The sequence below is a fragment of the Amycolatopsis samaneae genome (genome assembly GCF_039541975.1).
GTDB classification, from domain to species: Bacteria; Actinomycetota; Actinomycetes; order Mycobacteriales; family Pseudonocardiaceae; genus Amycolatopsis; species Amycolatopsis samaneae.
The window spans coordinates 237814-252356 of the sequence record NZ_BAABHG010000011.1; the positions used below are offsets into that span (position 1 = coordinate 237814).

General features: G+C 72.8%; 14 protein-coding genes. 6 read left to right on the top strand and 8 right to left on the bottom strand.

What is annotated here, in order from left to right:
* Positions 1-31: 31 nt before the first annotated feature.
* Complete coding sequence (locus ABD987_RS28430; RefSeq protein ID WP_345400424.1) at positions 32-1750, bottom strand: amidase; 1719 nt, start codon at positions 1748-1750, stop codon at positions 32-34.
* Positions 1747-2787, bottom strand: coding sequence for an agmatine deiminase family protein (locus ABD987_RS28435; protein WP_345400427.1), 1041 nt, complete (start codon positions 2785-2787; stop codon positions 1747-1749). Before ABD987_RS28435 ends, ABD987_RS28430 begins: the two co-directional genes overlap by 4 nt.
* Before the next feature lie 102 nt (positions 2788-2889).
* Between ABD987_RS28435 and ABD987_RS28440 the strand changes: the two genes are divergently transcribed.
* Entirely contained in the window at positions 2890-3510 is a 621-nt protein-coding gene (locus tag ABD987_RS28440; RefSeq protein ID WP_345400430.1) for a TetR/AcrR family transcriptional regulator, read from the top strand.
* Between the two features lie 45 nt (positions 3511-3555).
* Here the strand turns inward: ABD987_RS28440 and ABD987_RS28445 are convergent, their stop codons facing one another.
* Positions 3556-4161, bottom strand: a complete 606-nt coding sequence (locus tag ABD987_RS28445) for a hypothetical protein (RefSeq protein ID WP_345400433.1) — start codon at positions 4159-4161, stop codon at positions 3556-3558.
* Positions 4162-4250: 89 nt separating this feature from the next.
* Here ABD987_RS28445 and ABD987_RS28450 point away from each other — a divergent pair, with 89 nt between their 5' ends.
* Both ABD987_RS28450 and ABD987_RS28455 read left to right on the top strand, forming a co-directional pair.
* Complete coding sequence (locus tag ABD987_RS28450; protein ID WP_345400436.1) at positions 4251-4973, top strand: FadR/GntR family transcriptional regulator; 723 nt, start codon at positions 4251-4253, stop codon at positions 4971-4973.
* On the top strand, positions 4970-6181 hold the full coding sequence (locus tag ABD987_RS28455) for an MFS transporter (RefSeq protein ID WP_345400439.1): 1212 nt from the start codon (positions 4970-4972) through the stop codon (positions 6179-6181). The genes ABD987_RS28450 and ABD987_RS28455 overlap by 4 nt, the downstream gene beginning before the upstream one ends.
* 1 nt (position 6182) lies before the next feature.
* Here the strand turns inward: ABD987_RS28455 and ABD987_RS28460 are convergent, their stop codons facing one another.
* The 5 genes from ABD987_RS28460 to ABD987_RS28480 form a co-directional block, all read right to left on the bottom strand.
* Positions 6183-6527 carry a GNAT family N-acetyltransferase gene (locus tag ABD987_RS28460; RefSeq protein ID WP_345400442.1) on the bottom strand — a complete coding sequence of 115 codons (345 nt, stop codon included), beginning with the start codon at positions 6525-6527 and terminating at the stop codon, positions 6183-6185.
* 312 nt (positions 6528-6839) lie between these two features.
* A complete protein-coding gene (locus ABD987_RS28465) occupies positions 6840-7877 on the bottom strand; it encodes a GNAT family N-acetyltransferase (protein ID WP_345400445.1) in 1038 nt (345 codons plus the stop codon).
* On the bottom strand, positions 7874-8911 hold the full coding sequence (locus tag ABD987_RS28470) for a hypothetical protein (RefSeq protein ID WP_425551095.1): 1038 nt from the start codon (positions 8909-8911) through the stop codon (positions 7874-7876). The genes ABD987_RS28465 and ABD987_RS28470 overlap by 4 nt, the downstream gene beginning before the upstream one ends.
* Positions 8912-8940: 29 nt before the next feature.
* Positions 8941-9984, bottom strand: coding sequence for a GNAT family N-acetyltransferase (locus ABD987_RS28475; protein ID WP_345400451.1), 1044 nt, complete (start codon positions 9982-9984; stop codon positions 8941-8943).
* The gene (locus ABD987_RS28480) at positions 9981-10706 is read right to left on the bottom strand and encodes a hypothetical protein (RefSeq protein ID WP_345400741.1); all 726 of its coding nucleotides are present in this window, start codon (positions 10704-10706) and stop codon (positions 9981-9983) included. The genes ABD987_RS28475 and ABD987_RS28480 overlap by 4 nt, the downstream gene beginning before the upstream one ends.
* A gap of 322 nt (positions 10707-11028) precedes the next feature.
* Here ABD987_RS28480 and ABD987_RS28485 point away from each other — a divergent pair, with 322 nt between their 5' ends.
* Genes ABD987_RS28485 through ABD987_RS28495 form a run of 3 tightly spaced genes read left to right on the top strand, consistent with a single transcriptional unit; the run spans position 11029 to position 14530 of the window.
* On the top strand, positions 11029-12036 hold the full coding sequence (locus ABD987_RS28485) for a glycosyltransferase family 2 protein (protein ID WP_345400454.1): 1008 nt from the start codon (positions 11029-11031) through the stop codon (positions 12034-12036).
* Complete coding sequence (locus ABD987_RS28490) at positions 12033-13277, top strand: ATP-grasp domain-containing protein (RefSeq protein ID WP_345400457.1); 1245 nt, start codon at positions 12033-12035, stop codon at positions 13275-13277. The genes ABD987_RS28485 and ABD987_RS28490 overlap by 4 nt, the downstream gene beginning before the upstream one ends.
* The gene (locus ABD987_RS28495) at positions 13274-14530 is read left to right on the top strand and encodes a hypothetical protein (protein ID WP_345400460.1); all 1257 of its coding nucleotides are present in this window, start codon (positions 13274-13276) and stop codon (positions 14528-14530) included. The genes ABD987_RS28490 and ABD987_RS28495 overlap by 4 nt, the downstream gene beginning before the upstream one ends.
* Positions 14531-14543 lie beyond the last annotated feature (13 nt).

Below are 14543 nucleotides of genomic sequence, written 5' to 3' on the forward strand. Positions count from 1 at the left end.
TCCGGAACACCGTTGTTCGTCGGGGATGGGATCAGGAACGGGTCAGTGGCGGCGTGCGTGGTGGCGCCACGCGGCGGGTGCCGGTCGCTTCGAACGCGGCGGCCAGCCGCAGCAGCGCGACGTCGTCGTAGGCGCACCCGGCGAAGGTGAGCCCGACGGGCATCCCGATGTCGGCCATGACGCCCATCGGCACGGTGACCGTCGGGATGCCGAGGTGACGCGGGACGAGGTTGCCGTTGGCCACCCAGACCCCGTTGCGCCAGCCCTCGTCGGCCGACGCCGGGTTGGTGTCCATGTCGGCGCGGCCGACGTCGGCCACGGCGGGGAAGCACACGGCGTCGAGGCCGAGGCCGTCCAGCCACCGGTCGAAATCGGCGCGGCGGGTCTCTTCCAGGCCCCGGACGCCCTCGGCGAGCCCGGGGATATCGGTGAAATGCCCGGCCGGGACCCGGTCGGGGTAAGCGGCGAGGTCGTCGTCGAAACCGTGGTAGCGATCCGGCAGCGCACCCTCGGGATGCGGAAAGATCCGGTTGCCGTCCACTATGGACAGCCGGTTCAGTGCCGGATCGCCGTTGGCGCGCAGGAAATCGTCCCACGCCCACGCCGAGAGGTCGGTGATCTCCCGCTTCAGGAATCCGGGCGGCACCAGCCCGCGGGTACCGATCGTCGGGGCGCCGGGACGGTCGCCCTCGTACCGGGAAACGACCGGGAAGTCCACCAGCACGACCTCGGCACCGGCGGCTTCCAGGTCCCGCCGCGCCGCCGTCCATCGGGCCAGCACCGAATCCCGGGTCACGATGCGCCTACCCGTCGGGCCGCCGATACCCGGACGCGCCGCCGTTCCGGCGTCCGGGTCGGCGTTGACGTACATCTTCGGCACGCCGAAGCGCTTGCCCACCAGGACGTCGCGCGCCGCCCGCTCGTCCGCCACCGCCAGCGCGGCGTAGGCCGCCGGGCGCACGGCCGACGCGGGCGGGATCGGTACCCACGGCTGGGCACGCCAGAAGTCGCCGCGCGGGTCGGGGTCGTCGGCGACGATCACCTCCAGCACCTCCAGCAGATCGGCCATGGTGCGGGTGTGCGGGACGACGACGTCCATGGTCGGCACGAGCGGCCAGTTGCCCCGGACGGAGATCACGCCACGGGACGGCGTGTAGGCGCACAGGCCGTTGTTCGACGCGGGCGCGCGGCCACTCGACCAGGTCTCCTCCGCCAGGCCGAAGGCCGCGAAGCTGGCCGCCGTGGCCGTGCCGGAACCGTTGGAGGAGCCGGAGGCGAACGCGGCGGTGAGGTAGTCGCGGTGGTACGGGCTTTCCGCGCGGCCGTAGAGCCCGCGCTGCATCCCGCCGTTGGCCATCGGGGGCATGTTCGTCAGTCCGATGAGGACGGCGCCGCCCCTCCGGAGCCGCTCGATCGCGAAGGCGTCGCGCCGCGCCACGAGGTCGGCGAACGCGGGCGAGCCCGCGGCGGCGGTGAGCCCGCGCGCGAGATAGCTGTCCTTTGCGGTGTAAGGGATTCCGTCGAGCGGACCGAGTGGCTCACCGTGGGCCCGGCGCTCGTCCGAGGCCCGCGCGTCGGCGAGGGCGGCGGGGTTGGGCACCACGACGGCGTTCAGCTTCGGCCCGTCGCGGTCGTAGGCCTCGATGCGCGCCAGGTAGGCCTCGACCAGCTGCTCGCTCGTCGTCCTGCCCTCGGCCAGCGCCACGCGCAGCCGCGCGATCGTGGCCTCGACGACGTCGAACGCGCTCATCGCCCGCCCCCGGTGGCCGGCTGCTGCTGGGTGACGCAGTGGATCCCGCCGCCACGGGCCAGGATCGGGCGCGCGTCGACGGTCACCACCCGCCGGCCGGGATAGGCCTCGGCGAGGATCCCGGCCGCCACCGCGTCGGCACGCGCGTCGCCGTAGCCGCACGCGAGCACGCCGCCGTTCACCACGAGGTGATTGACGTAGTTCCAGTCGACGAAGCCACTCGCGTCGCGCAGGGTCGGCGGCGCCGGGATCTCGACGATCTCGAACGTCCGGCCCCCGGCGTCGGCCTGCCCGGCGAGTGCCGCGCGGATCTCCCGCAGCACCGCGTGGTCCGGGTGACCGGGGTCGGGCTGGGCGTGCAGCAGCAACCGGCCGGGCGAGGGGATCGTCGCCACCATGTCGACGTGCCCGCGCGTCCCGAACTCCGCGTAGTCGCGGGTCAGCCCGCGGGGCAGCCAGACCGCGCGGGTCGCGCCGATCGTGCGCCGCAGTTCGGCTTCGACGCGGGCCTTGTCGGCGTGCGGGTTGCGGCCGGGGTCGAGCTGGACGGTTTCGGTGACCAGCACGGTGCCCTCGCCGTCGACGTGGATCGCGCCGCCTTCGTTGACCAGCAGGGAACTGACGCGTTCCGCACCGGCCTCGTCGGCGACGAACCCGCCGATCTCCCGGTCCCGTTCCCACGACGCCCAGGCGGGGGCGCCCCAGCCGTTGAACACCCAGTCGACCGCGCCCAGTACGCCGGGCCGTTCGTCGTCGACGACGAAGGTCGGGCCGATGTCACGCATCCAGAAGTCGTCCAGCGGGGCCTCGACCTGTTTGACCTCGCCGCCCAGCATGCGCCGCGCCCGATCGCGCTCGCTCGGGTCGACGACCATGACCACCGGCTCGAACTCCGCGACGGCGTTCGCGACCGCGGCCCACGCGGCGTACGCCTCCTCCGCCGAGACGGCGTCCTCCCCCAGGGTGTGCCCGGCACGCGGGAAGGCCATCCAGACGCGTTCGTGTGGCGCGGTTTCCGCGGGCATGCGCCAGGTCATGCGAGCTCCCAGAGGTCGGCGGGCACAGCCGGAGCGGTGCACGGAGGCCACTATTGATCGCACGATCAATAGTGGCGGAGACGCTAACTAGACTGGTACCCGATGTCAAGAAACGTCAGGAAACGAGCAGCGCGGAAGGCCCCGGCGGAACGTGCCGCGGAAATCGCCGGAACCGCCCGCGAGATCGCCCTCGACCAGGGACTCGGCGCCGTCACCCTGCGCGCCGTGGCGGCCGGCGCCGGCGTGACGCCCGCGCTGGTCGCGCACTACGCGCCGAACATGGACCGGCTGATCGCGGACACCTTCACCGGGATCGTCATGGCGGAGCTGGACGACGTCCTCGAACTGGTATCCGGGGAAACCGCGGCCAGCGCCCGGCTGGCACGGCTCGTGGAGACCCTGTTCGACGAGGGCCGCGTGGACGTCACCGTGGTCTGGGTGGAGTCCTGGGCACTGGGACGGCGCAACACCACCCTCGCCGAGGCGGTCCGGGCCGCGATGGACGCCTGGCAGCAGGCCGTGGAGAAGATCGTCGCGGACGGCGTGACCTCCGGGGAGTTCACCACCGACGATCCCGCCGCCGTCGCCTGGCAGCTGATCGGCATGATCGACGGCGTCAACGCACAGGCACTGGTCCGCTGGGGCCGCTCCGCCGAACGGGGCTCCCTGATCGTCCACGCCATGGAGGCCACCCTCGGCCTGCGCGCCGGCACCCTGCGCTGACCCGCGTCGTCCACAGAGGACGGATCAGGTGTCCACAAGAGACTGTCAGACGTCCGGCCCCGCCTCCGCGTCGACGATCTTCAGGTCCCGAAGGTTGTTCGCGCGCCACCCCTCCAGGCATTGGACGGCCTCCGCCGGATCGGCGCGAATCAGCGCCGCCATCCCCGCCACCCGCCGCTGGACCTCGGCGACCCAGTTCACCCCGTCCGGGTAATACCGGCTCACCCGGTCGAGCCGGCGCACCGCGCCGGCGGCCCGACCGGCGAGCAGCAACTCGTAGCCCCGGATTTCGTCTCCTCGCACCGGGCCTGGCTTCGAGCGCAGCACCGACCGGCGGGCGGCCTCCCGCTCGACCAGCCGGATGGCCTCGGTCAAAACCCTTGGCAGATCAGGAGAATCGGTCGCGTAGGTCTGCGTTCCCCTGGTGTGCCGCGGCGAGTAGGTGAGGTCGAGACCTCCCCCACAGGGCACGGTAAGCGGCATGTGCAGCCTATGCAGGTAGAACTCCCCCGAGATACTGCCGTCCGCGAGGATGCCGTGCAGCACCCAGTCGACCGGGATCCGGTAGGCGAGCCTTTCGCTCTGATGCAACCGCCAGTCGCCAGGCAGCAGTGGCCGTACCAGACGCCGCCACTCCGTGCGCTTCGGCAAAGCCCGACCTCCCCATCGGCACGACCACAGCGTAGCCCAGCGAACCGTAAATGTCCTACATTTGGCTCTATTCGTGGTACGGTTTCCCCGTGGCGAGACTCGAGAGCAACATCCCGCTGGCCGCCCAGATCGCGGAGCAGTTGCGCCGCCGCATCGCCTCCGGGGAGTTCCCCGTCGGCACGAAGCTGCCCACCGAGTTCCAGCTGGCGCAGGACTTCGGCGTCAGCCGCAACAGCGTTCGCGAAGGCGTCCGGGCGCTGGTGCACACCGGCATGGTGCGCGCGCGTGCCGGTGACGGCACCTACGTCACCGCCGCCGACGCGCTGACCCCCGCCCTGCGGCGCCGAACCACCACCGAGCGGGCGGTGCACGTCGAAGAGGTTCGCCGCCTCCTCGAACGCGAGGGCGCGCGGCTGGCCGCGCTCCGGGCGACACCGGAGCAGCGCGCCGCGCTTCGCGACGCGCAGGAGGCCCGGCTCGCGGCCCGCTCCGGCGCCGAATACATGGCGGCCGACCTGACCTTCCACCACGTCCTGCTGGAGGCTTCGGGTAATCCGCTCCTGTGCGACCTCTACCGGGGAACCGGCGGCATCGAGGAGAGCGTCCACCGGGTCACGCCCACCGACACCACCTACGAGCGGTTCGCCGCGCGGCGAGGCGAATTGGACGCCGCCCACGAAGCGGTCGTGAACGCCGTGGAGACCGGGGACGAGGAGGCCGCCGCCCGCGCGGCTCTGCACTCCGTGCTGCTGTCCGAGGCTCTGCCCAGTGTCGAGCCCAGTGCCGAGCCCGGAGCCGACCCGGTCCGATGAGCGCGCCGACGTCCATCCGGCCGCTCGCGCGGCGGCGGATTCTCGCGCTGTCCGGCATTTTCCTGATCGCCGCCAATCTCCGGGCCGCGCTCACCTCGGTCGGCCCGGTCGTGAACGACATCCGGGACGACCTCCGGCTGTCCGCGCTGGCGGTGTCCGCGCTCACCAGCGTCCCGCTGCTCGCCTTCGCGCTGGTCTCCCCCGTCGCCCCGGCCCTCGCGAAGCGGATCGGGCTGGAACGCACGCTGGCCGCGGCCGTCGCGCTGCTGGCCGTCGGCACCGTCGTCCGCTCACTGCACCCCGGCTGGCTGCTGTGGGCGGGCACCGTACTGGTCGGCGCCGCCATCGCGGTCCTCAACGTCACGCTGCCCGCGCTGGTCAAACGCGACTTCCCGGCCCGGATCGGCCCCCTCACCGGTGCCTACACCGCCGTGCAGTCCTGTTTCGCCGCGGGCGCCGCCGGGCTGGCGGCCTCGATCGCGGCGTCTCCGGAGGCGGGCTGGCGGCTCGCCATCGGGGCATGGGCCGCGCTCGCCGTCCTCGCCCTGCTCGGTTTCCTGCCGCTCCTGTTCCACCGGGGAACCGCGCCGGAACCGGTGTCGCGGCCCGAGCGCGGCCCTGCCGCGTCCCCCTGGCGCAGCGCCATCGGCTGGCAGGTCAGCGTTTTCATGGGCCTGCAGTCGATGTTCTTCTACGTGCTGCTGACCTGGATGTCCCCGATCGAACAGGCGGCGGGGACCTCCCCGGTCGAGGCCGGTCTGCACCAGTCGTTCCTCAACTTCGGCAGCCTCGGCGGCAGCCTGCTCTGCTCGTGGCTGCTCCACCGGGTGCGTGACCTCCGGCCGATCGCGATCGGCGGCGGCGCGCTCATGCTCGGCTCGATCCTCGGCCTGATCGGCGCGCCCCGGCTGGCCGGGATCTGGTCCTGGTCCGCTGGTCTCGCCAGCGGTGTCTGCCTCGTGCTCGCGCTTTCGCTCTTCGGGCTCCGCACGCGGGACCACCACGACGCCGCCGCGCTGTCCGGAATGGCCCAGAGCCTGGGTTACGCACTGGCCGCCACCGGGCCCGCCCTGCTCGGCCTCCTCCACGACCTGACCGGCGGCTGGACGATCCCGCTGCTCGCACTCGGGACCGTCACCTGCGGCCAGCTGGCCGTCGGCGTCTTCGCGGCACGACGCGGAGTGCTCGGCTCACCGACCGGTACCTGAGTCACCGGCCGCAGCGGTCCACCCGTTCCCACGGCCAGTCGGTGGCGAGCCAGCCCGCGACGGCGTCGGCGAGCGGCCCGTCGAGATCCGCCCGGTCGGCCCGCACCCAGGACTGCACCGTGACGTCCCAGTCCGCGTCCGCCGTGGGATACAGGTAGACGCAGCCGATGACGTCGCCGTCGCCCGGATCGAGGACGGTGAAGGTGAAACCGGCGCCCCGCGCGAAGTCGTCGGCGTGGCGGCGAAGGTCGGCGAGGTTCTCCTCGATCGTCATCCCGTCGCGGGGTGGCCAGTTCCCGTCGGGATAACCGGCGTGGCGCGGATGTGCTCGATGCTCGAGGTCCATGCCGCGTGATCGGCCCGATTGTGCCGCGGCCCCAACGGTTCGAGCCGGAACCGGTCGGTGGCGAACGAGGTGGGCGGAACGAAACCGGCAGGGACGAACCCAGCTGCGGACATGAACCGGGACCGTACCGGGCGGGCCGCGACCTCCGCATCCGAGATTCCGCGCATCGAAGCCCGCGTCGCGTACGGAGTTGGGGACGGTGAGCGTTGCTGGTGGCCTTTCGTGGGGCGAGCGGGGTGCTGAAGGACGCTTTCAGTGCGTTGGGCGCGCTGAAGGACGCCTTCAGTGCTCTGAGCGCACCGAAGGCGTCCTTCAGCGCAGCAGCGGGACGGCCGCCGCGTACTGCGGGACGAGCCGCGCGCCGAGCGTCGCCTTCACCTCCGTCATCTTCTTGCCGAACACCACCGACCCGCGCCCGTTCGCGATCGCCCAGCGCACCGCCTCGCCGTAGAAGTGGAAGTACAGGTTCGACCGGCCGCCGTCCGCCCGCCCCAGTGCGCCCCAGTGCCGGGCGATCGGCCGCACCGGATGGTCCAGCAGCGTGGCGGCGGCGAGCAGCCTGCCCGTCGCGGTCTCGACGTATTCGATCACCCGGACGTCGGGCTGCCGCAGCAGCGCCGTCAGGTATCCGGTGAAGTGCGGCAGTGGCACGATGGGGACGTCGTGGTGCTTGCGTTCGTTGTACCGCAACACCTCCGCGACGGCGACCGGATCGGCCTCGGCCCCCGGCACGCACCGCACCGCGACCGACGGGTCGGCGTCGAAGGTACGGAAGATCTTGCGCAGGTTCTGTTTCCGCTTACGCGCCAAGGAGTTCATCCAGTCCTCGCGCGAGCCGAACCCCGCGAGGTCGAGCACGGCGATGTCCTCGGTCCGCCGCACCAGCCGGAACCGGCCGCCGACGGCGTCCAGCCCGGCCTCCCCGACCTGCCGCACCAGCATCCCGCGGAACCCCGGCCCGAGTTCCGCGCGCATCGCCGGAACGTACGACTCCAGCAGACGCGTCACGCCGCCGTCGCCACCGGCGTCGGCGAACCACCAGCCGGGCTGCGCGCTGCTGCCGGGCGCGCGGATGTCCAGTCCGCCCAGCCAGCCGCGCCGCGCGGACGGGCGGGCGAAGCGGTGGCGCCGGGTGCGGCCGGTGACCCAGGCCGCCGCGACGACCCCGCGCGGTCCGGCGCCGTCGCGGAGCACGGTCACCGGCTGCGGCGTCCGCGCGGCCCACGCCTGGGCCGTGAGCACCGCCCAGCTCCAGTCCGCCCGGAGCCCGGCCCGCTCGCGCAACGCCGTCCAGTACCCGGGTTCCGCGTCGTAGCGCGGGTCGAGCACGTCGACCGCGGTCCGGTTCATCGGCCCAGCACCGGCCGGGGCACGGCGACCGAGAACAGGGCCCGGGTGCCGAATCCCAGCGCGGCCTTCTCGGCCAGCATCGCCCGGCCCGCAGTCAGTTCCGGACGCCCTTCGGCGATCATGTGCGCCACGCAGCGGGCGTAGCAGTCGACATAGAGCCCCTTCCGGCCGCCGGACGCGCTGGGCAGCGCGGCCCAGTGGTGCACCGCGCAGCCGTCGGGCCGGTCGAGCATCGTGGTGAAGCCGAGCAGGCGGCCCGCGCCGTCGCGGTAGGTGCGGGTCAGCACGTCCGGCCTGCGGACGAGCGCGTCGAGGTAGGCGGGCGCGATCGGGCTGCGGGTGTCCAGGTGCAGCCCGCCGACCCGCGACCGCTGCCCACCCGCCCACGCGCGCGCGTCCTGGCGGGCGCGGTGGGCGTTGAGCAGGACGGCGAGTTCGCCGGGGTCGAGGTCCGCGCGCCCGAAGGCCGCCTCGGTGGCGACGTCCTGGCGCAGGTACCGCCGGACCTCCGGGGCGAGCGTGCGCACCCAGTCGTCCACAGTGGAATAGGTGTTGCGCAGCACGGCGGCCGGGTCGATCTCGCGGGTGATCCGCCCCCGCCCGTCCAGAGCCGGGACCAGCTCCGGGGTCATCGCCCGGTAGATCACCCCGAGCAGCCCGCCGCCGAGGTGCTCGCGCAGGGCCCGCTCGAACCGGCGGATCGCGGACCGGCGCTGCCGGTCGCCGACGTCGTCGTCGAACACGCACGCCGGATATCCGCTCAGCAGCGGCAAATAGACCTCGGCCCAGCGCGGGCGGAACCGGCCACCGGTGAGCGGGGCGAAATCGGTCGCCCGCCAGCTCCGGCACACCATCACCGACAGCGCGCCGACCACCCGTGAACCGCTCCGCACCGCGGCGAGCACCGGCGGGTTCTTCGCCAGCCAGGCCTCGCGGCGGAGCAGTTCGTGGTCCCACACCGGCGGCAGGCACCGGGCCCGGAACGCCGCCCAGCCCTCGGGCGGCGGATCGACGCGGGGATCGTGGATGTCCACATGCGACACCTCGGCCGCGGCGGGTGCGATCACCGGCCCAGCACCGGCCTCGGCGCCGCCGCCGCGTAGAGCGGACGTGGCTGAAAACCCAGCTCCTGCTTGAGTTCGCTCATGCCCCGCCCCGCGGAAAGCTCCTTCGCCCCGCGCTGCGCGAGCAGCCGCACCGCGCGGACGTAGGAGTCGAAGTACAGGCCCGCCCCGCGCCCCCGCTCGTCCAGCGGCAGCGCCGCCCAGTGCTGCAGGCTGAGGCTGTCGGGGTGATCGAGCAGCGTGTTCACCGCGAGCAGCCTGCCCTCGGTGTCGCGGTAGGTCAGCGTGTGCACGTCGGGCCGCCGGACGAACCGGTGCAGGAACCCGGCCGAGGGCATGGTGCGCGTGTCCAGCTTGAGTTTCCCGTAGCGGTCACGGTGCGCCCGGATCAACGCGGCGACCTCCGCACCGTCGACGTCGTCGCGGCCGGGACCGCCACGCACCACCAGTCCCGGATCCTCGGCGATCCGGCGGCGGCGTCGGCGCAGGCCGGACCGCCTGCGCGCGGGCAGCGTCCCGATCCAGTCCTCTTCGGACTCGAAACGCAGGTTCTCCAGCACCGCCGTGGGCTCCGCCCGCCGGATCACCCGGCCGCGTCCGCCGACCTGCTCCGCGAAGTCCTCCCCGATCGCGCGGTAGAGCACACCGAGCAGGCCGGGGCCGAGCCTGCGGCCGAGCTGACGCTCGAACGCCCTGGTCAACGCCGCGCGGTCGGCGGCGGGGAAGCCGGGGGCGAACACGATGCCGGGGTAACCGCTCAGCCACGGCTGGTACACCTCGGCCCAGACCGGGCGCAGCGAGCGGCGGCCCGGCCGGGGCGCGAACCGGGGCGCCAGCCGCGGACGGCAGACCAGCACGGACATCGCGGCGACGAGCGCGTCGCCCTCGGCCGCGACGACCAGCAGCTGCGGGTTGCGGGCGCCCCAGGCCTCGACGCCCATCAGCTCGTAGTCCCACACCGGGTGCAGGCGCGCGTCCCGGCAGAACTCCGGCCAGCGGGCGGGCGCCGGGTCGACGCGGGGATCGTGGAACTCGAATCTCATGCGAGGACGACCGGGGTGCCGTGGCGGGGGCAGGACGCGACCTCCGCGCGCACGCCACCGGCCGGGATGACGTCCACGAACCGCGGGGAATCCTGCCGCAGCAAGGTGAACGCGAGCCCGCCGTCGGTGAGGCGCGCGTAGACGTGTCGCCAGTCGAGATGCCACCGGCCGCAGTCGCCCAGCGCGCCGAGGTAGCCGAGCGCCGGATCGTGCAGCACGCCGTACGGGCCGGCGTCCAGCGAATCGATTTCGCGCTGTGGCACGGCTTCGACCCGGTGCGCGAGGTCGCCCGGCACCGCCGCGGTGAACGTCACGATCGCCTTGTCGTCACCGACGGCGAGCACGCGGTGTCCCCGGCGCAACACGGCCGACACCTCGCCGAGCACCGCCGCGGCGGGCGCGTCGGGGTCGGTGACGCAGCCGCGCACGCCGCGTGGCAGATCGGCGGGCGGGCGCAGCTCGTCGCCGCCGAGCAGCACGACCAGGCCGTCGCGCCCCGGCGGACGGGCCGTCCGCAGCACCCGGCCGAGCCCGCGGCCGGGATCGGGCCGCTTGGTGCCGCCGGCGAGCGGGACGAGGTCGACGATCTTGTGCAGCGCCTCGGGCAGTGGCGCGGCCCCGCCGTCCTTTCCGGTGCGCCCTGGCACCAGTACCGGATCCTCGCGACCGTCGAGCGCCCAGCGCTCCCGATAGAACGGCACCGTGGCGAACGCCGACCGCACCGCCCGCAGATAGTCCGCGCGCCACAGCACGCCGACCCCCAGATTCCCCATGGCGCAGCAGTCTGTGTCATCCGGCGGCGCTTGGGAAGCAACGGCCGGAAGAACAGCCCGAATGCCCTAAGGACCCTACTTTCTCTTTGGTCTGAAAGGAGTAACTTTTGCCCGAGACCGTCCCCAAACCGATGACTTTCTGCTTATAAAACGCAGATCGAACAACGCCACAAGACGCCTTACCGGATCCGACTGGGGGATTCATGAGGAAAACTGCCACGGTCGGTGACCGGGCGAGCACAAGACCGAGATCACGGGTCGGACACGGCAGATGACCAGGGATTTTCCCGGACCCGACCACAGTGGACTCAGCGTAGTCATTCCGTGCTTCAACGAAGTCGACAACGTCGAGCCATCCTATCGGGAAATAACCAACGAACTAGGTGACTACTCGCTCGAACTGTTTTACGTCGATGACGGAAGCAGCGACGGAACACTCGAAAAGATCCGCGCGCTCGCGGCCGCGGACACGCGCGTGCGGTATGTGTCCTTCTCCCGCAATTTCGGTTTCGAGGCCGCCTTCTCGGCCGGTTACCGGTACGCGTCGATGCCGTGGATCCTGCACATCGACGCCGACCAGCAGTTCCCCGCCGCCGAGGCGAAGAAGCTCGTCGCGACCGCGGCACAGGGCTACGACGCGGTGTTCGGCGTGCGCACCAACCGCCAGGACCCGCTGATCCGGCGGTGGGGCACCGCCGCGTTCCACTTCGTCGGCCGTCGCGTACTGCGCATCGAGATCCCCCAGGGCGCCACCGCGTTCCGGCTGGTCCGGGCCGAACTGGCCCGCAAGATCGTCGACCTGCGGCTCGGCACGCCCTACTTCCTGGCCACCGTCCCCCGGCTGACCAGCCGCTACACCACCGTTCCGGTGGCGCACCGGGCCCGCGAGCGCGGGGAGTCCAAGGTGGGCATGGGTTTCCTGTCCTCGCACGCCATCGAGCTGTTCGTCGGGTTCACCCGCCGCCTCACCACCGCGGCCTCCGCGACGGCGCTGTTCGCCGGCGGCGTCTCCGTGCTGGCCGCCGCCGCGGCGGCGTGCGGGCTGCTCGGCGCGGGCGCGACGGCCGCGACGCTGTTCGCGCTGCTCGCCGTGCTGCTGCTGGTGCTCTCGCTGACCGTGCGTTACCTCGTCGTGGTCGGCGCGGGCCAGCCACGGCCGCGGCAGTTCTACGTCCGGGAGGCGAACGTCGTGGTCGACGTCGAGGACCGGCTCTTCACGCCGGAGGACGCGGGTCCCCGGCTGATCGATGTGCAACTGGGGAAAGGCGTTTCAGCGTGACAAGTTCCGAAGACGACAGAGCCGCGAGAACCCTGGTGATCCTGGGGGGCGCGGACGGTTCGGTCAGCACCTACGAGCGGGCCCGCGAACTGGGCTTCCGCACGATCTGTGTCGACGTACGGCCCGGCGCACCCGCGGTGGCGTTCGCCGACGAGTTCCTGCAGGTCAGCGTGCGCGCGCCGGAGCAGATCGCGGCGGCCCTGGCGGGCCGGGGCGACCTGGCCGGGGTGCTCTGCCCCGCCAGTGACGTCGGCCTGCCCGCGCTGGCCTGGCTCACCCGCCACTGGAAGCTGCCGGACCCGCTGCCCGCCGAAGCCGTCCGTGCCTCGACCGACAAGTCCGTGTTCCGCGCGCTGTGTGACCGGCTGGGCCTGCCCAGCTACCGCAGCGTCGACGGCACGCCCGGACCGGAACTGGCGCGCGCGGCCCAGCAGCTGCGGTTCCCGACGCTGGTCAAGCCGGTCGACTCCTCCGGCAGCCGCGGCGTGGTGGCCTGCCCCGGCCCCGGCAGGCTGGGCACGGCGTTCACCGAATCACTCGCGTTCTCCCCGTCCGGCAGGCTGGTCGTGGAGGAACACCTCGACGGCACGCACTTCACCATCGAGGCGCTGGTCGTCGACGGCCGGATCGTCTTCCACGCCGTCACCGACCGGACGCTCACGCCGCCGCCGTTCTTCGTGACCGCCTCGCACCTGCTGCCCGGCGAGCTGCCAGCCGACGTCGAGCTGCGGCTGATCGAGGCGCTCGACCAGATCTGCACCGAGCTCGGCTACCGCACCGGCCCGCTGACCCTGGACGCGGTGCTGAGCCGCGACGGCAGGCTGTACCTGATCGAGATGGGCGCGCGGATGGGCGGGAACGGGCTCGCGGAGGCGATCCAGCACTGCCACGGCGCCGACCTGATCGCCGCCGGGATCGCGGCCGCCACCGGCGGCGAGGTGCGGCTGGACCTGCACGAGCCGAGGCCGACGCTGGTGCACATCCTCGCCTCCGACCGCGGCGGCCATCTGTCCCGTGTGGACGGTGTGGCCGCGGTGCGGGCCATGCCGGGCCTGGTCGGGCTGCACCTGTTCGCCGACGAGGGTTCCTTCGTCCGGCCGTACGAGCAGGCCGGGTACAAGCTGGGCTACGTCGTGCTCACCGCCACCTCGGTACCGGAACTGCTCGACCGGGAGAACGCGGTGCGCGGCACGCTGAAGTTCGTGCTGCACGAGCAGGACATGGCGGTGCCCCTGCCGTGACCGTGCCCTCCACCGCCGGAACGGTCACGGCCCCGCCGCGACCGGCGGTCGTGCTGCGGCTGCTGGCCGGCCGCGGCGCGTTCCGGGTGTCGGTCCAGCTGATGGGGCTGGTGCTGATCACCGCGTGGGGAGCACGCGACTACGGCCGGTTCGCCAACGCGCTCGGCCTGGTGACCTGGCTGAACTTCGTGCCGACCGCGGCGGAAAAGTCCGCGCTCAAGAGCCTGCCGCGGCTGCGGGTGACCCGCGACGCCGTCGCCGCGCTCGCCGTCCGGGTCGCCGCCGTGCCGGTGCTCGCGGTGCTGGCCGCGATGGTCGTCGCGCTGGTGGTGGCGCCGCGTTCGGACGCGGCGCTCTACCTGACGGCGGCGGCCTGGTCGATCTCCGGCGGGATGCTGATGACCGTGTCCGGGCTGCACCGGCTGCGCGGAAAGTCCACTTTGGACGCGCTGGCGTTCGCCGCGGCCTCGGTCGTGGTCGCCGTCGTCACCGGCCTGACCTGGCTGGTGCGGTGGTCCCCGGAGACGCATCTCGCCCTGCTGCTCGGCGGGCTCGTCGTGCTCCTCGGCACCTCGGCGGCGCTGCTGCCGGGGCCGTGGCTGCGCGGCGACGGTGTCGCGGGGCACCGGCTCCTGCCCGCGTACGGGCGCAGCACGGTCCTGCTCGGCCTGACCGAACTGCTCGACGTGCTCGCGACGTCGGTGGTGTTCGGCGTGCTCGCGCTGTCCGGCCGGACCACCGACAGCGGCCCGTTCTACCTGGCGCTGCTGGCGTCGAGCGCGTTCTGCTCGCTGCTGTTCTACCAGCTGAAGCTGCACCAGCCCGCGGCGTCGCGGCGGATGCGCGGCACCGGGGCGGCGGCGGGGCGGGCCAGGGCGGCCGGCCTGCTACGGCTGGTCGAGCGCGCCGGGATCACGTTCGCCGTGGTACTGGGCGCCGGGCTCGCGATACCGGTGACGCGGGCGCTGCTCACGGCCGAGGACGGCTACGTCGTGCTCGGGGTGCTCGTGCTCGTCGAGACGACGCTGTACGCGATCGGGATCTACGCGAGCTTTCTCGTCGAGAACACCAACAGCAAGGTACTGACACTGACCTCCGGCACCGCCGTCGTGTCGCTCGCCGTCACCGCGGCCGCCGCGGCGCTGCTCGTCCCACCGCTCGGCCCGGTGGGCGGGTTCGCCGCGCTCGTCCTCGCGCTCACCGCCAAGGCGGCGATCCTGCGGCGCCTGCTCCACCGCGCTCACGCTTTCTGAACCACTGGGAGAA

Coding starts and splice junctions, on each gene's coding strand:
- ABD987_RS28430 (WP_345400424.1), bottom strand. CDS start 1,750: ATGAGCGCGTTCGACGTCGTCGAGGCCACGATCGCGCGGCTGCGCGTG.
- ABD987_RS28435 (WP_345400427.1), bottom strand. CDS start 2,787: ATGACCTGGCGCATGCCCGCGGAAACCGCGCCACACGAACGCGTCTGG.
- ABD987_RS28440 (WP_345400430.1), top strand. CDS start 2,890: ATGTCAAGAAACGTCAGGAAACGAGCAGCGCGGAAGGCCCCGGCGGAA.
- ABD987_RS28455 (WP_345400439.1), top strand. CDS start 4,970: ATGAGCGCGCCGACGTCCATCCGGCCGCTCGCGCGGCGGCGGATTCTC.
- ABD987_RS28460 (WP_345400442.1), bottom strand. CDS start 6,527: ATGGACCTCGAGCATCGAGCACATCCGCGCCACGCCGGTTATCCCGAC.
- ABD987_RS28465 (WP_345400445.1), bottom strand. CDS start 7,877: ATGAACCGGACCGCGGTCGACGTGCTCGACCCGCGCTACGACGCGGAA.
- ABD987_RS28475 (WP_345400451.1), bottom strand. CDS start 9,984: ATGAGATTCGAGTTCCACGATCCCCGCGTCGACCCGGCGCCCGCCCGC.
- ABD987_RS28485 (WP_345400454.1), top strand. CDS start 11,029: ATGACCAGGGATTTTCCCGGACCCGACCACAGTGGACTCAGCGTAGTC.